15 protein-coding genes are annotated in these 17,246 nt (G+C 66.2%); 11 read left to right on the top strand and 4 right to left on the bottom strand.

Annotated elements, in window-relative coordinates; all coding sequences use genetic code 11:
- Window positions 1-123 precede the first annotated feature (123 nt).
- The 9 genes from MRBLST15_RS20660 (at window position 124) to MRBLST15_RS20620 (ending at window position 9,089) form a co-directional block, all read left to right on the top strand.
- The gene (locus tag MRBLST15_RS20660; RefSeq protein ID WP_367787755.1) at window positions 124-1,443 is read left to right on the top strand and encodes a M20 family metallopeptidase; all 1,320 of its coding nucleotides are present in this window, start codon (window positions 124-126) and stop codon (window positions 1,441-1,443) included.
- A gap of 597 nt (window positions 1,444-2,040) precedes the next feature.
- The gene (gene queF, locus MRBLST15_RS20655) at window positions 2,041-2,859 is read left to right on the top strand and encodes an NADPH-dependent 7-cyano-7-deazaguanine reductase QueF (RefSeq protein ID WP_367787752.1); all 819 of its coding nucleotides are present in this window, start codon (window positions 2,041-2,043) and stop codon (window positions 2,857-2,859) included.
- 172 nt (window positions 2,860-3,031) lie between these two features.
- On the top strand, window positions 3,032-3,325 hold the full coding sequence (locus MRBLST15_RS20650) for a LysM peptidoglycan-binding domain-containing protein (RefSeq protein WP_025878595.1): 294 nt from the start codon (window positions 3,032-3,034) through the stop codon (window positions 3,323-3,325).
- 47 nt (window positions 3,326-3,372) lie between these two features.
- Entirely contained in the window at window positions 3,373-3,876 is a 504-nt protein-coding gene (locus MRBLST15_RS20645) for a hypothetical protein (RefSeq protein WP_265952171.1), read from the top strand.
- A gap of 351 nt (window positions 3,877-4,227) precedes the next feature.
- A complete protein-coding gene (locus MRBLST15_RS20640; RefSeq protein WP_367787747.1) occupies window positions 4,228-6,450 on the top strand; it encodes an NADP-dependent isocitrate dehydrogenase in 2,223 nt (740 codons plus the stop codon).
- Window positions 6,451-6,779: 329 nt separating this feature from the next.
- Window positions 6,780-7,727, top strand: a complete 948-nt coding sequence (locus tag MRBLST15_RS20635) for a hypothetical protein (protein WP_367787744.1) — start codon at window positions 6,780-6,782, stop codon at window positions 7,725-7,727.
- Window positions 7,720-8,268, top strand: coding sequence for a GTP-binding protein (locus MRBLST15_RS20630; protein ID WP_312705991.1), 549 nt, complete (start codon window positions 7,720-7,722; stop codon window positions 8,266-8,268). The genes MRBLST15_RS20635 and MRBLST15_RS20630 overlap by 8 nt, the downstream gene beginning before the upstream one ends.
- Window positions 8,261-8,677 carry a roadblock/LC7 domain-containing protein gene (locus tag MRBLST15_RS20625; protein WP_367787741.1) on the top strand — a complete coding sequence of 139 codons (417 nt, stop codon included), beginning with the start codon at window positions 8,261-8,263 and terminating at the stop codon, window positions 8,675-8,677. The genes MRBLST15_RS20630 and MRBLST15_RS20625 overlap by 8 nt, the downstream gene beginning before the upstream one ends.
- A gap of 52 nt (window positions 8,678-8,729) precedes the next feature.
- The gene (locus MRBLST15_RS20620; RefSeq protein ID WP_025878601.1) at window positions 8,730-9,089 is read left to right on the top strand and encodes a hypothetical protein; all 360 of its coding nucleotides are present in this window, start codon (window positions 8,730-8,732) and stop codon (window positions 9,087-9,089) included.
- Window positions 9,090-9,153: 64 nt separating this feature from the next.
- Here the strand turns inward: MRBLST15_RS20620 and MRBLST15_RS20615 are convergent, their stop codons facing one another.
- Window positions 9,154-9,900: a KilA-N domain-containing protein gene (locus MRBLST15_RS20615; protein WP_265952177.1), complete on the bottom strand. Its 747-nt coding sequence runs from the start codon at window positions 9,898-9,900 to the stop codon at window positions 9,154-9,156.
- Between the two features lie 177 nt (window positions 9,901-10,077).
- On the opposite strand from MRBLST15_RS20615, the gene aceK reads away from it, so the two are divergent.
- The gene (gene aceK, locus MRBLST15_RS20610; RefSeq protein ID WP_265952178.1) at window positions 10,078-11,808 is read left to right on the top strand and encodes a bifunctional isocitrate dehydrogenase kinase/phosphatase; all 1,731 of its coding nucleotides are present in this window, start codon (window positions 10,078-10,080) and stop codon (window positions 11,806-11,808) included.
- Between the two features lie 180 nt (window positions 11,809-11,988).
- Complete coding sequence (locus tag MRBLST15_RS20605; RefSeq protein WP_367787736.1) at window positions 11,989-12,864, top strand: energy transducer TonB; 876 nt, start codon at window positions 11,989-11,991, stop codon at window positions 12,862-12,864.
- A 58-nt stretch (window positions 12,865-12,922) separates the two neighbouring features.
- Here MRBLST15_RS20605 and MRBLST15_RS20600 read toward each other — a convergent pair whose 3' ends face one another.
- The 3 genes from MRBLST15_RS20600 to trxA form a co-directional block, all read right to left on the bottom strand.
- Window positions 12,923-14,497 (bottom strand): sensor domain-containing diguanylate cyclase, encoded by a 1,575-nt coding sequence (locus MRBLST15_RS20600; RefSeq protein WP_367787733.1) that lies wholly within the window; start codon window positions 14,495-14,497, stop codon window positions 12,923-12,925.
- Between the two features lie 223 nt (window positions 14,498-14,720).
- Window positions 14,721-16,493 (bottom strand): transcription termination factor Rho, encoded by a 1,773-nt coding sequence (rho, locus tag MRBLST15_RS20595; RefSeq protein ID WP_367787730.1) that lies wholly within the window; start codon window positions 16,491-16,493, stop codon window positions 14,721-14,723.
- Between the two features lie 229 nt (window positions 16,494-16,722).
- Window positions 16,723-17,052 carry a thioredoxin gene (gene trxA / locus MRBLST15_RS20590; RefSeq protein WP_025878607.1) on the bottom strand — a complete coding sequence of 110 codons (330 nt, stop codon included), beginning with the start codon at window positions 17,050-17,052 and terminating at the stop codon, window positions 16,723-16,725.
- Between the last annotated feature and the right edge of the window lie 194 nt (window positions 17,053-17,246).

Here is a 17,246-nt window from a genome sequence, read left to right as displayed (position 1 = left end):
GGCCCACCGGGTTTCCTGCATGACGGATGGGACGGGCGCTCAGACCGGCGGGCGACGGTGGAGGTTCCCGTAGCGACGAGGTTGCCCTACATTCAGGTGCAGACCCCTTCCGTGGAGATCGAGATGCGCCGTTCGTTGCTGCTGTCCGCCCTGCTGCTGGCCCTGCCGGCCCTTGCCCATGCCGAGGACGCCCAGCGCCCGGAAGTGACCGCTGCCGCGCAGCGCCTGCAGGCCAAGGTGGTTGAATGGCGACGCGATTTCCATCAGCACCCGGAACTGTCCAATCGCGAGGAGCGCACCTCCGCCGAGGTCGCCAAGCGCCTGCGTGCGATGGGCCTGAAGCCGAAGACCGGCATCGCCCACCACGGCGTGGTGGCGATCATCGAAGGCGGCAAGCCCGGCCCGAAGATCGCCCTGCGCGCGGACATGGACGCACTGCCGGTGACCGAGCAGACCGGCTTGCCGTTCGCCTCCAAGGCCACTGCGCAGTACCGCGGGCAGACCGTAGGCGTGATGCACGCCTGTGGTCATGACGCGCACACCGCCACCCTGCTGGGCGTGGCCGAAGCGCTGGTGGCGATGAAGAAGGATCTGCCGGGCCAGGTGATGCTGATCTTCCAGCCGTCCGAGGAAGGTGCGCCGCCGCCGGAAGAGGGCGGTGCTGCGCTGATGCTGAAGGAAGGCCTGTTTGCAGACTTCAAGCCGGAAGCCGTGTTCGGCCTGCATGTGTTCTCCAGTGTGCAGGCAGGGCAGATCGCAGTGCGCGGTGGCCCGCTGATGGCCGCGTCCGATCGTTTCGGCATCAAGGTGATCGGCCGCCAGACGCATGGCTCGGCACCGTGGAACGGCGTTGACCCGATTGTGGCCACTGCCGATCTGATCGGCACCGCACAGACCATCGTCAGCCGCCGCGCCAACCTCTCCAAGCAGCCAGCGGTGCTGACCTTCGGCGCGATCAACGGCGGCATCCGTTACAACATCATTCCCGATGAAGTGGAGATGGTCGGCACCATCCGCACCTTCGATGAAGGCATGCGCCAGCAGATCTTCGCCGACCTGCGCAACGTGGCCGAGCATACGGCTGCCGCGCACGGGGCCAAGGCGGTGACCGACATCTACGAATCGGAAGGCAACCCGGCCACGGTGAACGACCCGGCGTTGACCGCGAAGATGCTGCCGAGCCTGCAGGCAGTGGTGGGCAAGGACAACGTGTACGAGCCGCCGCTGCAGATGGGCGCGGAGGATTTCTCGCTGTACGCCAAGGAAGTGCCGGGCATGTTCTTCTTCATCGGCTCGACCAGCGTGGGCATCGACCCGGCGACGGCGCCGGCCAATCATTCGCCGAAGTTCCTGCTGGATGAGAAGGCGCTGGATGTCGGATTCCGCGCGCTGCTGCAGGTGAGCCTGGATTATCTGCACGGCGGCGGCACCCCGGCTGGTTGAGGGTTGCAGGCAGGGCTTGCAGCCCTGCATCCGCCGAGGCAACGGCAACAGCCGGAGCAACGGCAAAAGCTGGCTATTCGTGGGATGGCGGGGTGGATCCGGTTGCGGGGGACGCCGTAAACCCATCCCTGGGGGCTTGGCCGCGGCATCCATGCCGCGGACACCCCCGCAACCGGACCCACCCCGCCTTCGACAGATTTCCGCGATCTGTCCGAACGGCATCACTGCTTTGGTAGGTGTCGACCACGCGGCTGTTGGTGGGTGTCGACCTTGGTCGACACGGTAGATCCACGCCATGCGTGGATGGCAGGCATCTGGAAGGTCTGAAGAATCAGCTTTTGATTTTGATTTTTCTGATCTTTCCCGTGGTGGCGGCTGCGCGCAGGAAACTGTCAGAGGCCGGGTGGGTAGGCGGGGCGGGGGTGTCCGCGGCATGGATGCCGCGGCCAAGCCCCCAAGGACGGGTTTACGGCGTCCCCCGACCCGTCTACCCACCCGGCCAACTCCCAGAACTGTGCTTTGGGGTCCACCACGGAGGGGCTCCGCCGTTGGCCGACCCGGCCGAAGGCCCGCCCTGCGCGCGATACAATAAGCACCATGAACACCCCACAGGATTCCAGCCTCGGTCGCGAGGTCAGTTACCCGTCGCAGTACGATCCCGGCCTGCTGTTTCCCATCCCCCGCGTCGGCGCCCGCGCCGAGATCGGTCTGGACGAGGCCGCGCTGCCGTTCGTCGGCCACGACCGCTGGCACGCCTTCGAGCTGAGCTGGCTCGACCCGCGCGGCAAACCGCAGGTCGCCGTCGCCACCGTGCAGGTGCCGTGCACCTCGCCGCGGCTGATCGAGTCGAAGTCGTTCAAGCTGTACCTGAACTCGCTCAACAGCACCCGCCTGGACAGTGCCGACGCCCTGCGCGAGCGCCTCGTCGCCGACTTGTCGGCCTGCGCCGGTACCCCGGTCCAGGTCACGTTCGGGCTGCCGGCGCTGCGCGAATCGCCGCTGGGCGAGTCGATCGATGGCCTTGAGGTGGACATCGACTGCTATGGCCCGCCGCAGGCGGACTACCTGTCGGCCAACGCCGACGCACTGGTGGAGGAGACCCTGGTCTCGGCCCTGCTGAAGTCCAATTGCCCGGTCACCGGTCAGCCGGACTGGGCCACCGTCAGCGTGCGCTATCGCGGCCCGCAGATCGATCGTGCCGGCCTGCTGCGCTACCTGGTCAGCTACCGCGAGCACGCCGAGTTCCACGAGCAGTGCGTCGAGCGCATCTTCAGCGAAGTGTCGGCGCGCTGCCGGCCGCAGTGGCTGGAAGTGGAAGCCCGCTATACCCGTCGCGGTGGCCTGGACATCAACCCGTGGCGCGCCAGCCCCGGCATCGCCACCCCGGCCGCGACCTACCGCGAACTGCGGCAGTAACCGCCGCAGGCGGTTACTGGTAACGCCGGGCCATGCCCGGCGAGCCCATCGGCGGCGTCCCGCCCCGATTGTTCAGCCGCCCCGGGGGCGGGCTTCACATCGGCACCATCCCCATTTAACAACCTCTATGACACCGTGCCAGCCATGTAGTCATACAGACGGGAGTGTGTGGATGAGTACCGAGAAGAAAGCCGATTTCTCCGGCGTCAGTGGCAGCGTCGACAGTACCGCCCAGCAGGTCCCCAAGGCGGACTTTTCCGGCGTCAGTGCCTCGGTGGACAGTACCGCCGAGGTGGTCAGCGGTGGCACCTACACCGTGCAGAAGGGTGATTCGCTGTCGAAGATCGCCAAGCAGCACCTGGGCGATGCCAACGCCTGGAAGAAGATCTTCGAAGCCAACCGCGATGTGCTCGACGACCCGGACAAGATCTTCCCGGGCCAGACCCTGAAACTGCCGCCGAAGTAATACCGGCGATCCAATCGCCGTCCGAACAATCCTTGGAGGAATCCCGAATGATCAAGACGACCCCGCTTCAGAATGCCCTGCTGGCCGCGCTGCTGGGCAGTGTCGCCCTGGTGGGCTGCAAGAAGAAGGAAGAAACCGCAGACAACAATGCCGCTCCGGCAGCGACCGCGCCGGCCGAAGCGCCCGCTCCGATGACCGGCGCGCCGCCGCCGATGGCTGCATCGGCCGTTGCTGTGTCGGCCGTCACCGTCGGCAAGTCTGCCGCTGCTGACAAGTCGGTGACCACCGCTGCCCTGTTCGCGCCGAAGGACGATGTCATCGTCTCGGTGAAGACCGATGGCGCAGCCAACAATGTCACCGTCGGCGCCAAGCTGACCTTCCAGGATGGCCAGGTGGCCGGTGAGCAGAACGCGACCCTGAACACCAGCGGTGCCGAGACCACCAACATCACCTTCAAGAATGCCAATGGCTGGCCGGCCGGCAAGTACCGCGCCGAAGTCATGGTTGATGGTAAGGCGGCCGGAACGCCGCAGGAGTTCGAGGTCAAGTAAGTCCGCCGACTCTCTCCCGGTTGGACTCACGATGGACGCAGCCGCGAGGCTGCGTCCTTTTTTGTTTGTGGCTTTCGCGCGAAGGCTCCATCCACGCATGGCGTGGATCTACTGACGCCCCGCACCCGGTGCGTCCATCCACGCCATGCGTGGATGGATCACAGCGTTGCCGGGGTGCAGTACCGCCGCGTATGGCGCGGCTTTGCCCCGCGCGGCTGAAAACGCGACAATGCAGGGGTTTCTCCGGCGCGCGCCCACCCTGACGGCGGCGGAGGAAAGCGACACGGTTGCACGTGGCCCGGCGCTGGCGCCGGCCTTCCCCTGAGCACTGCTACAGAGTCCAAGTCCCCCATGTCCAAGATCCTCTACACGCTGACCGACGAAGCACCGTTCCTGGCCACCCAGTCGCTGCTGCCGATCGTCGACGCCTATACCTCCACCGCTGGCATCGCAGTGGAAACCCGTGACATCTCGCTGTCCGGCCGCATCCTGTCGCTGTTCCCGGAACTGCTGAGCGATGCGCAGAAGGTCAACGATGACCTGGCCGAGCTGGGCCAGCTGGCGACCACCCCCGACGCCAACATCATCAAGCTGCCGAACATCTCCGCCTCGGTGCCGCAGCTGAAGGCAGCCATCAAGGAACTGCAGGACCAGGGTTATCCGCTGCCGGATTACCCGGAAACCCCGGCCGACGACCAGCAGCGCGACTACAAGGCGCGCTATGACAAGGTCAAGGGCAGCGCGGTGAACCCGGTGCTGCGCGAAGGCAACTCCGACCGGCGCGCGCCGCTGTCGGTGAAGAACTACGCCCGCAAGCACCCGCACCGCATGGGCGCCTGGGCGTCCGATTCGAAGTCGCACGTCGCGCACATGGCCGCCGGTGATTTCTACGGCAGCGAGAAGTCGGCCACGCTGGCCAACGCCGGGTCGCTGAAGATCACCTTCCACGGCAACGACGGCAGCACCGTGGTGCTGAAGGAACAGACCGCGGTCAAGGCCGGTGAGATCGTCGATGCCGCTGTGATGAGCCGCAAGGCGCTGGCCGCTTTCATCGGCGAGCAGATCGCCGATGCCAAGGCCCAGGGCGTGCTGTTCTCGCTGCACCTGAAGGCGACCATGATGAAGGTCTCCGACCCGATCATGTTCGGCGTGGCGGTCAACGAGTTCTACAAGGACGTGCTCGCCAAGCATGCCGACGTGCTCAAGCAGGCCGGTTTCGATGCCAACAACGGCATCGGTGATCTGGCCGCGCGCCTGCCGTCGCTGCCCGAAGCCACCCGCACCGCCATCGAAGCCGACCTGGCTGCCGAGTACGCACAGCGCCCGGGCGTGGCCATGGTCAACTCGGACAAGGGCATCACCAACCTGCACGTGCCGAGCGACGTGATCGTCGACGCCTCGATGCCGGCGATGATCCGCGACTCCGGCAAGATGTGGAACGCCGAAGGCAAGCTGCAGGACACCAAGGCCGTCATTCCGGACCGCTGCTACGCCGGTGTGTACCAGGCCGTCATCGACGACTGCAAGGCCAACGGTGCCTTCAACCCGGCCACCATGGGCTCGGTGCCCAACGTCGGCCTGATGGCGCAGAAGGCTGAAGAATACGGCTCGCACGACAAGACCTTCCAGATCGCTGCCGATGGCGTGGTCAAGGTCACCGACGACGCCGGCACCGTGGTGTTCGAACACGCCGTGGAAGCCGGCGACATCTGGCGCATGTGCCAGACCAAGGACGCGCCGATCCAGGACTGGGTCAAGTTGGCCGTCGAGCGCGCCCGCCTGAGCAGCACCCCGGCCGTATTCTGGCTGGACGCCGCCCGCGCCCACGACGCGCAGGTCATCGCCAAGGTCGAGACGTATCTGAAGGACCACGACACCAACGGCCTGGACATCCGCATCCTGCCGCCGGTGGAAGCGACCGCGTTCTCGCTGGCCCGCATCCGCAAGGGCGAGGACACCATTTCGGTGACCGGCAACGTGCTGCGCGATTACCTCACCGACCTGTTCCCGATCATGGAGCTGGGCACCAGCGCCAAGATGCTGTCGATCGTGCCGCTGATGGCCGGTGGTGGCCTGTTCGAGACCGGCGCCGGTGGTTCGGCCCCGAAGCACGTGCAGCAGTTCGTCGAAGAGGACTACCTGCGCTGGGATTCGCTGGGTGAATTCCTGGCCCTGGCCGCGTCGCTGGAGCACCTCGGCAATCGTTACGACAACGCCGCTGCCCGCGTGCTGGCCAAGGCACTGGACGAGGCCAACGGCCAGTTCCTGGACAACGACAAGTCGCCGTCGCGCAAGCTGGGTGGCATCGACAACCGCGGCAGCCACTTCTACATCGCGCTGTACTGGGCACAGGCGCTGGCTGCGCAGAACGAAGACGCTGCACTGCAGGCACGCTTCGCTCCGCTGGCCAAGGCACTGGCCGACAACGAGCAGAAGATCGTTGACGAGCTGATCGCGGTGCAGGGCAAGGCCGTGGACATCGGTGGCTACTACCGTCCGGACGTGTCCAAGGCCGCTGCCGCGATGCGCCCGAGTGCGACCTTCAATGCTGCGCTGGAGCAGCTGCGCGGCTGATCCGTGGCCGTCTGGTTGTGACCTCGAAACCCGCGCCTCGGCGCGGGTTTCTTTTTCTGCCAGCCTGGGCTCGGATCCCTCTGCAGCGCAGAGGGCTCTGACCCCACCCATGGCGTAGGTCCACTCGCGCCCAGAACCGTGAAATCCGTCATCTGTCGGAATGCCGTCAACACGGCATGAAACTTGCCCGCGATGGCCGTCGCAGAACGGATGCGTGCGTGTTTGCCACTGCCACCAATATGAGCAGTCGATCACGACGATGGCGGCAAGCCATGGCCTAGCCTTGGCGATGCGAGACCGCCGGGGAGGTGGTCGCACGGGGAACACGGATGGCACGCGTGCTCGTAGTGGGAACCGATATCCAGGGCGAACAGGCCCTGCTGCAACGGCTGCGGTTGGCCTCGGCACTGCCCGACGGGCAGATCCGCCGCAGCCAGGACCTGGACGACTGCGACCTGCTGGTGATCCGCGATACGCCGGCACTGCGCAACGCGGCATTGCGCATGCGCCAGCAGCGCCCGCGCCTGCACTGCTGGATCGAGGACCTGGGTGGCCAGTTGCGCGAGGGCGATGGCGGCCAGGACATATTGGATGATGGTGCGATAGGACGGGCACTGCGCGGCATGCAGGCCGGCACCGAAGCGACACCGATCCGCCTGGCAGATGGCGCGCACGCGATCACCCGTCTGCTGCGCGAGCGCCTGCCATTGCGGCAGGGCCAGGCGCTGTTGGGCGAGGGCGCAGAGCCGCTGCTGCTGCTGGATCTGGAACAGGACCAGGCAGTGCTGCTGCACGAGCCGGCCACGGCGCTGGTGGAACGGCTGGCGCAGGGCTTCGAGCATCTGTATCTGGATGCGCTGCTGCCGGCGCAGCTGCAGGCACTGGCAGGAGACCGCGCTCGCCTGCCGCTGCGTCCGTTGCTGTGGCAATGGGCGCAGCGCAGCCGCCACTGGCAGGCGTTGGATGAGCGCCTGCGCGGGGCCTCGGTGAAGCTGCTGCGCTGGCCGGATTTCCGCGTGCTCGGCCACGATCACGATGGCTTCCGTCTGTGTTCGCTGCTGCTCAAGCGTGCCTGCACAGTGGACGAATGCGCGATGCTGCTGGATCTTCCCGCCGCCGCCGTGCGCGATTTCATCCACGCCGCCTACCTGTGCGGTTATGCACAGCTGCAGGTTGCGCCTGTCGCACCGCTGGCGGGCGTACGCGCCAGCACTGCCGACACCGGCCTGCTGGCACGACTGTGGCGGACGCTGCGCGGGAGTGACCGCGATGCGTGAGCACAAGGTGGTGGTACTCGGTGGCATGGGCAGCGGCAAATCGACATTGGTACGCAGCATCGCCGCCGGTGCGGTGGTCGATACCGATGTAGCCAACAGCGACCGCGCGGGTGCGGACAAGGCGTCGACCACGGTGGCGCTGGACTACGCCGATATCGACCTGCCCAACGGCGAAAGGCTCCGTCTGTATGGCACGCCTGGCCAGCAGCGCTTTGACTTCCTGTGGCCGATCCTGCTGCAGGGCGCACGCGGTGCCGTGCTGCTGCTCGACGCGCGCCGGGCCGGGGTGGCTGCTGAACTGGACGCCTACCTGCAGGTGCTGCGCCCGTTCGGTCCGGCATTGGCCCTGGTGGTGGCGGTGACCCACCTTGACCAGGTGCCGGCGGCGGCACTGGATGACTGGGCCGAGCGCGCCCGCCTCGATGACCAGCCGCTGCCGTTGCTGGCGGTGGACGCCCGTGACCGCGAACAAGGACTGCTGCTGATGGACGTACTGATGAGCGAAATGGAAGCGCATGCACTGGTGGCCGCACATGGCTGATGGACAAGGCGCGCCGTTGCCCGACGCCCACCAGCGTGAGCGCCTGCAGCCGTTGCTGCAGGGCCTGCAGCAGCGGGTGGAAGGGGTGCGGACCGTGGTGCTGGCCAGCGTTGATGGCTTTGCCCTGGTCAGCGCCGGTGCGGAAGGGCGCGGCGAGCGACTGGCGGCGATGACCAGCGCAATGCTGGCCCTGGCTGCGGCGGTGGGGCGCGAGCTGGCACTGGGCGATCTGCAGACGCTGATGCTGGAGGCCGCTGGCGGCAAGGTGCTGATGCTGGCCATCCAGGCCGAAGGTCGAGCACCGCTGCTGCTGATGGCCGCCTGTGACCAGCGCAGCGTGATCGGCCAGGTGCTGTGGCAGAGCAGGGAATGTGGCCAGGCGATCCTGGCCGAACTCAGCGGATCGTGAGCCCGGCCGCAGGGGAACGAGGGGCTCGAACCAACATTGAGAGGGGTGCGACGTGGCTGGACTGAATGATTCGTTGACTGCACTGATGGGTATCGATGGCGCGCAGGCCGTGGCGCTGGTCGACTACGAAAGCGGCATGCTGCTGGGCGAAGCCGGTTCGGGCATGGACATGGAAGTGGCTGCCGCCGGCAATACCGAAGTGATCCGCGCGAAGATGAAAACCGCCGCCTCGCTCAACCTCAACGATGGCATCGAGGACATCCTGATCTCGCTCGGAAAGGCGTATCACATCATGCGCCCGGTGGCGAAGAAGAAGGGTCTGTTCTTCTACATCGTGCTGGACCGGACCAAGTCCAACCTGGCCCTGGCGCGGCGCAAGGTGCAGGACGTGGAGGCCGAGCTGGCGATCTGAACCGGCTCGATGGCGTCGATCCCTGGCTGCTGCACGGCAAGCCAGGGATCGTTCCGGTGCGATGTCACGTCGAAGGTAGCAGAAGCGTGCGTACGAACGTCAGCGCCTGCTTGTCGCGCGCAGCGAAGTATCTGGGCGCGTGCAGGGGAAGCCAGGTTTCGTTGAAGTGCCGGCGGAAGTCTTCGTAGAGCTCGTTCGGATAGAGCTTTGCCTGCACGTTGCGGCCGTCTGGATAGCTGTGCTCATAGGTGTCGAAGGTGTTGGGCTCGATGCCCTTGTGATCGCGCAACCACTTGCAGAACAACCGACCCTCGGAGATGTCCGGCACCAGCTCCTGTGGCAGCGTATAGCCTGCCTGCTCCAGTGGCGCGATCAGGTTCAGGGTCAGCTCGTTCAACATCGAGAAATGCGTGTAGGGCACTTTCGAGCGGTTCTGCATGTAGCGGTCGATGTGTGCGGGCATGACCGCGTTCGCCCGGCCCTGCTGCCACTCCACCACCCATTGCGACACCTTCACCGCGAATCTGCGTGACAACCATTGGCCGAGATTGATGGCCAGGTAAGGGTGGATCCAGGTGCCCTGCATCGCCGCATTACCCCCGGACACCACATGGATGAGCTGGTCCTCCGCAAGGCCCGTCTGCGCGGTCAGTTCCTCGATGAACTCCCCGGTCGATTTCAATGCACGGTAGTCGGACCAGCGCTTGTTGACGGACTGGCACAGCGCCGTTGCACTGATGTAGCCGTCGCGGGCGCGCTGCGGGATTACGTTGCCTTCCTCCATGCGTGGGATCAGGGTCATTTGCTGCATGCGTCACCTCATGCCGTTATGGGCCTGAGAGCGTAGGCAATGCAGTGGCCCGGGGTCTGTAGGAATGGTTGCGTTTGTCCGGCTCGCTGAGGCAGGAACGGCCGGGCAGGGCTCGGCGCTACACAAGCCACCCCACGCCAGCGTATGGTGGAGCCGGTCCTCCCGGGTGAGCTGTGCATGTCCAAGCCTGACATCGCTGCCGAGCTGGCGCCGCGCATTGCCGGTGCCATCCGCGATGGTTTCGAGCAGTACCACACCCGTTTCGCGGTGATCACGGCCCGCGCGCGGAAGCGCTTCGAGCAGCGCGACTGGGCAGCGGCGCTGCACGATGCCGTGGAGCGCATTGCCCTGTACGACCTGTGCATCGCCGAGCAGATGGATGCGCTGCGGCGGCTGGCCGGCGACGCCGTCAGCGAACGTGCGCTGTGGCTGCAGGTGCACGCGCACTACAGCGCCCTGCTGCAGGGCCTGATCGACGCCGAACTGTACAAGACCTTCTACAACACCCTGTCGCGGCGGCTGTTCGCCATCCGCGGCGTGGATCCGGACGTGGAGTTCATCGCTTTCGATGTCGAGCCTTCCGATGCGATCACCCATCCGGTAGCGCGGCATACCTATGCCGTTTCGCCAACGCGGCCGGTGGAGGCGCTGCAGCGCGTCCTGGCCGACTACCGCTTCGATGTTCCGTATGCGCACCAGCTGCGCTGTGCCGCTGCCATCGCCGTGCGCCTGCAGGACGATCTGGCGCACTGGGGCGACACCCCGGTGCGCAGCATCGAACTGCTCGATACCGTGTTCTACCGCGAGCGTCGCGCCTATCTGGTCGGCCGCGTGTTCGGCGAACACCGTTTCTCGCCGTGCGTGATCGCGCTGGTCAACGACGACCAGGGCCTGCGCGCCGATGCCGTGCTGACCCGGCGTCGCGATGTGGCTCACCTGTTCGGCGTGTCACGCAGCTATTTCCAGGCCAACCTGGCCACCGTTGGCGACGCGGTGGTGTTCCTGCGCAGCCTGTTGCCGGGCAAGCCGATCGACGAGATCTACACCGTGCTCGGGCGTGCCAAGCAGGGCAAGACCGAGCGTTACCGGACGTTCTTCCGCCACTTCAATGAACACCCGAACGAACGGCTGGCACACGCCGAAGGCACGCCGGGCATGGTCATGGCGGTGTTTACCCTGCCCAGCTATCCGCTGGTGTTCAAGCTGATCCGCGACCGCTTCGCCTGGCCCAAGGCGATGTCGCGGCAGCAGGTGGAGGAAAAGTACGCCCTGGTGTTCAACCTCGATCGCGTCGGTCGCCTGCTTGACGCGCAGCCCTACCGGCACCTGCGTTTCCCGCGCGAACGCTTTGCCCCCGCCTTGCTGGACGAGCTGCTGCAGCAGTGCGCGCAGAGCGTGCGCGTGGATGGTGACGAGGTGGAGATCGCGTTGTGCTACGTGCAGCGCCGCTTCCGGCCACTGAACCTCTACCTGCGTGAGCAGGCCGGCGAGGCCGTGCGTGCAGCCGTACTCGACTACGCGCAGGCGATCACCGACATGGCGCGCAACAACATCTTCCCCGGTGACATGCTGCCGAAGAACTTCGGCGTGTCGCGCCACGGCCGTGCCGTGTTCTACGACTACGACGAGTTGTGCCTGGTCAGCGACTGCGTGTTCCGTGCCTGGCCCACGCCATCCTCACCGGAAGAGGCGATGGCCGATGAGCCCTGGTTCCATGTCGGTCCGCGCGATGTGTTCCCGGAGAGGTTCGGGCCATTCATGGGGTTGCCGGCACAGGAGCTGGCAGCGGTGCGCGAGCACTATCGGCATCTGTTCGACCCCGCCTGGTGGCAGGGGCTGCAGGCGCGCTTTGCGGCGGGTGACTATCCGGACACGCCACCGTACTCGGCTGCGCAGCGGTTGGCGTGATCGACTGTACCGACGGCGGCGTCTACAGGGGTGATGCTGCACCCCGGGCCCTGCGACTGCCCACCACCGCTCAGGCAGCAGGCCTGAATCAGGGCCATGAGGCATGATGTCCGTCGGCGTGAATCCGCTGCGAAGATGCGCTAGGGTCGGTCACTCGTACATGCACAAGGAGCAGGTGTGATGCGTTCTTCTCTTTTCCTGGCGTTGGCCCTCGCCGTGGGTGGCGGTGCCGCCCTGATCGACACCGCCGATGCGCAGACCGCGCGCGAGGTACGCAGGCAGGCCGAGGCCAGCATGACCCTCAGCGGCGTCATCGACATCGGTCGCGAAGGCCAGGTTGAAGGGTTCCAGCTCGATCACCGCGAGAAGGTTGACGCCAGCGTAGCGGGCTTTGTCGACAAGGCCGTACAGGGCTGGCGTTTCGAGCCAACGCTGATCGACGGCAAGGCGGTACCGGCCCGTACCTCCGTCCGCCTGCGGCTGATTGCCGACAACATGGAGGCCGGCAGCATGCAGGTACGGGTCGCTGACGCGCGTTTCGGCAAGCTCAGCGACTCCAAGGGGCCGAGCACCGATGATGTCACCGGGGCAAGGATGCGCGCGCCGGTCTACCCACCGCAGGCGGCATCGATCCGCGGCCAGGGCACCGTGCTGCTGCTGGTCAGGGTCGGGCGGGATGGCAAGGTCGCGGACGTGATCGCCGAGCAGACCAACCTGACCGTGGTCGGCCCCGAGCGCACGATGAACCAACTGCGCGATGTGCTGGCCAAGGCCAGTGTCAGGAACGCCCGCGACTGGACCTTCAACCCGCCCACGACCGGCGAGGACAAGGACCGGGACTTCTGGACCGTGCGCGTACCGGTCAATTATTTCTTCGACAAACAGAGCGAGCGCTACGGTCGCTGGGCTGCCTACATCCCAGGCCCGCGCCAGCGGGCGCCGTGGAAGACCGGCGAGGAAAGCCTTGTTGCCGGGACCGACCTGCTGCCCGAAGGCGGTGTGTACATGGTCGGACGCGCACAGGAAGGCCCGCGCCTGCTCACCCCGCTGGGCTGAGGCGTCATTGCGGAATGCACCGGGCCTGTCCCGGTGCATTCCGCTTCAATCGATGTGCTCAATCGGCGTGTGGGTACACGACCACCCGGTTGCGGCCCTGCTCCTTGGCCAAGTACAGGGCCTTGTCGGCCAGGCGCATTGCCTGTTCCGGATCGGTGTGGAAACTGGGGAAATGGGCCACACCCAGCGACACGGTGATGGTACCGACCGGCGCGAAGGGTTCATCGGCGATGGCCTGGCGCAGGCGCTCGCCGGTCTGCCGGGCCGCTTCGATGCCGACGCCCGGCAGCAGCACCAGGAACTCCTCGCCACCGGCGCGGCACAGCACGTCGGTCTCGCGCGAATGGCGGCGCATCTGTTCGGCGATATGCACGATGGCCGCATCACCGACGTCGTGACCGTGGCTGTCGTTGATCGACTTGAAGCGGTCGATATCCAGCGTCAGGATCGCAAACGGCAGGCCCTGCACCTGCAGTGCGTCGAGCGCCTGCTGCAGCCCGCGACGGTTGAGCAGGCCGGTCAGCGGATCGGTGCGGCTGGCGCGGTTGAGGGTGCCGATCCGGTCCTGCAGCGCATTGAAGCTGTACAGCACGGCCTGTTTCAGCTGCGCCACTTCGAAGTACCAGGCTTGGATGCCGTTGACGTGACTGATCGCGTTGCCGGTGTCTTCGCCGTCCTGCACGTTGCGCGCCAGCTGCCACAGCGGCAGCGAAATGCGCCGTGCGAACCACCAGGTGATCAGCAGCGACAACACGCCCAGCGGAATGGCATTCCAGATCACCGCCGACATCAGCCGTGACAACGGCTGCAGCGTCGCCTCGGTCGGGCGCTGCGCGACGATGCCCCAGCCGGTCGCCGCGACGGGCGCGTAACCGGCCAGCATCGCCACCTGGTGGTTGTTGCGCACCTGCTGCGCACCGCGCTGGCCGCGCATCACCTCTTTCACCGCCGGGTTGTTCAACGCATAGGTGCCCACTTCCTTGGGGTTGATGTGATAGATCAGGCGGCCATGGCGGTCCACCACATACAGGTACGAGCCGTCGCGGTAGTAGTGCGTACCCAGCAGGGTGTTGAGCGCACTACGCTGGCGCAGGTACAGGGTGCCGCTGACATAGCCGCGGTACTGGCCGCTGCGGTCGAATACCGGATGCGAGATCGAGATCAGCAGCTTGCCGGTGGCCGACTGGTAGGGATCGCTGATCATCGGCTCGCGCCGATCGAGTGCTGCCTTGCTGCCGGCGCTGCGCAGGATCTCGCCCTGCAGCTGCAGGCTCTGCGGCGAGGTGGCGATCACCCGTCCATCGCTGGCCACCACCAGCGAAGAATTGAAGCTGCTGGACTGCAGCTGCAGGCGACTGGCCTCATCCTGTGCCTGGGCAGGGTCCATGTCGCTGTTGCCAAGCCGGTTGGCGGCATAGGCCAGCTGCTGCTGCGCGGCCAGCAGGAAGTTCTGCGTGGTCTCGGCCAGCTTGGTGGCGTACACACGGTTGGCTTCCAGGGTGTTGCCCACCAGCTGGTCGCGCTGCACGCGATAGCTGGCCAGCAGCGTATTGGCCAGGGCGATGACGGCGCTGAGCAGGGCCAGGGCAAGGATCAGCTTGCCCAGGTTGAGGCGGGGGGACAGCGTGCGCATGCGGTTGAAGAATCGGGCAGGGCTGGACCCGCCGGATCCTCCGGATGGGGCAACAGCGGGAATCGGCGGCCCGGCCAGCGCGGTCGGGGCGGAGAGTCAGGCATTTGTCCCGCAGATTATCGCCAAAACGCCGGGCCGCGAAGTGAAGTCGTCTGTCGTGCCGCCGCACTACGAAAAAGCCCCGCATGGCGGGGCTTTTCCGTAGTGCATCAATGCCGCGCGATCAGCGCTTCATCGAACCGAAGAACTCGTCGTTGGACTTGGTGTTCTTCATCTTGTCCAGCAGGAATTCCATCGCCGTCATTTCATCCATCGGATGCAGCAGCTTGCGCAGGATCCAGATCTTCTGCAGCAGCTCCGGCTCGATCAGCAGGTCTTCGCGACGGGTGCCGGAACGGTTGATGTCGATGGCCGGGAACACGCGCTTTTCAGCGATACGACGGCTCAGGTGCACTTCGCTGTTGCCGGTGCCCTTGAACTCTTCGTAGATCACCTCGTCCATCTTCGAGCCGGTATCGACCAGCGCGGTGGCGATGATGGTCAGGCTGCCGCCTTCTTCCACATTGCGCGCGGCACCGAAGAAGCGCTTGGGGCGATGCAGGGCGTTGGCGTCCACACCACCGGTCAGCACCTTGCCCGAGCTCGGCACGACGTTGTTGTAGGCACGTGCCAGGCGGGTGATCGAGTCGAGCAGGATCACCACGTCCTTCTTGTGCTCGACCAGGCGCTTGGCACGCTCGATGACCATTTCGGCCACCTGCACGTGGCGCGCGGCCGGTTCGTCGAAGGTCGAGCTGATGACTTCGCCGCGCACGGTGCGCTGCATTTCGGTCACTTCTTCCGGGCGCTCGTCGATCAGCAGCACGATCAGGTGCACGTCCGGATGGTTGGTGGTGATGGCCGTGGCGACCTGCTGCATCATCATCGTCTTGCCGGCCTTCGGCTGGGAAACGATGAGCGAGCGCTGGCCCTTGCCCTGCGGTGCCATCAGGTCGAGGATGCGGCCGGTGATGTCTTCCGAGGAACCGTTGCCGCGCTCCAGGGTGAAGCGGCGACGCGGGAACAGGGGGGTCAGGTTCTCGAACAGCACCTTGTTCTTCGACGCTTCCAGCGGCTCACCGTTGATGGTGTCCACGATCGACAGCGCGAAGTAGCGCTCGCCGTCCTTCGGGAAGCGGATGCGGCCGGACAGGTGGTCGCCGGTACGCAGGTTGAAGCGGCGGATCTGGCTGGGCGAGATGTAGGTATCGTCCGGGCCGGCCAGGTAGCTGGCCTCGGCCGCGCGCAGGAAGCCGAAGCCGTCCGGCAGGATTTCCAGCACACCGTCGGCGGCAACGCCGTCGCCGTGGCGGGTCAGCACCTTCAGCAGCGCGAAGATCACGTCCTGCTTGCGGGCACGGGCCACGCCTTCGGAAATCTGCAGCTGCTCGGCGATCTCCAGCAGCTTCTGCGCCGGCATGCGCTTGAGGTCGCTCAGCGAATAGACCGGGAAGCCTTCGGGCACGTTGGCGTGTGGACGCGGTACGAACGGCTGCTGTTCGCCGTTGTCGTTGGGCATGCCGTCATCGCGGAAGCGACCGCCGTTGCCACCACCGCCACCACCGCCGCCGCCATTGCGATCACGGTCGCGGCGGTTGCGGAAACGGTCACGGCGGTTGCCCTGGCCCTGCTGGCCGCCCTGGTTGTAGGGGTTCTGGTTCTGGCCACCGCCCTGGTTGTTCTGCTGCGACTGCCGCGGCTGGCCGGATTCGCGGCCCTCGCCACCTTCGCCGCCGCCACTGCTGGCAGGGGCCTCGGTGGCGGGTGCGCTCGGCGCGGAAGGCGCTGCGGCCGGTGCCGGCGCTTCGGGCGCGGCTGCCAGCGGCAGGGCAGGCTGCGCCGGAGCGGCGCTGGTTTCGGCGGCGGCCGGAGCGGCAGCCTTGGTTACGCGGGCTTTGCGCACGCGCTTTTCGGCGGGCGCATCTGCGCTACCGGTTTCGGGAGTGTTATCGGACAAGAGCGTTATTCCTCGCTTGAAGGTGCGAGCGCCCGGCTGGGGCGGCGAACATTGGGAATGGGTCTGGAAGAAACTGCGTCCAGAAGATGCGGCACGCGAACGCGGCCGGATGTGCCGACACTATCATCGGCCCGCGGCGCCACGCAAGGGTCGCCGGATACGGTATTCAGTCAGGCGCCGGGGCGCCCGCCCGGCAGCCGTGGGAAACGGCTGCCGGTAACGCGCAGGATCAGGCCAGGGCCTTGTCCAGCAGGCCGGCCAGCTGGGCCTTGCCAACGGCACCAATCTGCTCGCCGACCTTCTCGCCGTCCTTGAAGACGACCAAGTAGGGAATCGAACGCACGTGGTACTTGGCGGCCAGCGCGCGGTTGTTGTCCACGTTGACCTTGGCGATCTTGGCGCGGCCCTGGTAGGCATCGGCCAGTTCGTCCAGCGCCGGGGCGATCATCTTGCAGGGGCCACACCATTCGGCCCAGAAATCGACCAGCACCGGTTCCTTGGAATTCAGTACGGCGCTATCAAAGTCGGCATCGCCGACGTGTACAACCTTGTCGCTCATCTTGGTTTCTCGTCTTGGATTGCACCCGGCCAGGCCGGAGGTGGGTGAACTGGGCCATGCCCGGTGGCGTGACCCTCGTCGTTGCCTCGCGGCGGACTGCCACGGTGCGTTCGGCGGGATGCCTGGACGCTCACGGCCGGCAGTGTACCCCTATCGCAGCGCGCGGACAGGTGCTGGCTGGAACCCAGCGTATC

Source organism: Stenotrophomonas sp. LST15-1-1.1, assembly GCF_040815575.1.
GTDB lineage: Bacteria > Pseudomonadota > Gammaproteobacteria > Xanthomonadales > Xanthomonadaceae > Stenotrophomonas > Stenotrophomonas lactitubi_B.
This window is presented reverse-complemented; position numbering and strand designations above follow the sequence as displayed.

Bases quoted from the DNA above. Each gene is read 5' to 3' on its own strand.
- MRBLST15_RS20660 (WP_367787755.1), top strand. From the start codon at position 124: ATGCGCCGTTCGTTGCTGCTGTCCGCCCTGCTGCTGGCCCTGCCGGCC.
- queF (WP_367787752.1), top strand. From the start codon at position 2,041: ATGAACACCCCACAGGATTCCAGCCTCGGTCGCGAGGTCAGTTACCCG.
- MRBLST15_RS20650 (WP_025878595.1), top strand. From the start codon at position 3,032: ATGAGTACCGAGAAGAAAGCCGATTTCTCCGGCGTCAGTGGCAGCGTC.
- MRBLST15_RS20645 (WP_265952171.1), top strand. From the start codon at position 3,373: ATGATCAAGACGACCCCGCTTCAGAATGCCCTGCTGGCCGCGCTGCTG.
- MRBLST15_RS20640 (WP_367787747.1), top strand. From the start codon at position 4,228: ATGTCCAAGATCCTCTACACGCTGACCGACGAAGCACCGTTCCTGGCC.
- MRBLST15_RS20635 (WP_367787744.1), top strand. From the start codon at position 6,780: ATGGCACGCGTGCTCGTAGTGGGAACCGATATCCAGGGCGAACAGGCC.
- MRBLST15_RS20630 (WP_312705991.1), top strand. From the start codon at position 7,720: ATGCGTGAGCACAAGGTGGTGGTACTCGGTGGCATGGGCAGCGGCAAA.
- MRBLST15_RS20625 (WP_367787741.1), top strand. From the start codon at position 8,261: ATGGCTGATGGACAAGGCGCGCCGTTGCCCGACGCCCACCAGCGTGAG.
- MRBLST15_RS20615 (WP_265952177.1), bottom strand. From the start codon at position 9,900: ATGCAGCAAATGACCCTGATCCCACGCATGGAGGAAGGCAACGTAATC.
- aceK (WP_265952178.1), top strand. From the start codon at position 10,078: ATGTCCAAGCCTGACATCGCTGCCGAGCTGGCGCCGCGCATTGCCGGT.
- MRBLST15_RS20605 (WP_367787736.1), top strand. From the start codon at position 11,989: ATGCGTTCTTCTCTTTTCCTGGCGTTGGCCCTCGCCGTGGGTGGCGGT.
- MRBLST15_RS20600 (WP_367787733.1), bottom strand. From the start codon at position 14,497: ATGCGCACGCTGTCCCCCCGCCTCAACCTGGGCAAGCTGATCCTTGCC.
- trxA (WP_025878607.1), bottom strand. From the start codon at position 17,052: ATGAGCGACAAGGTTGTACACGTCGGCGATGCCGACTTTGATAGCGCC.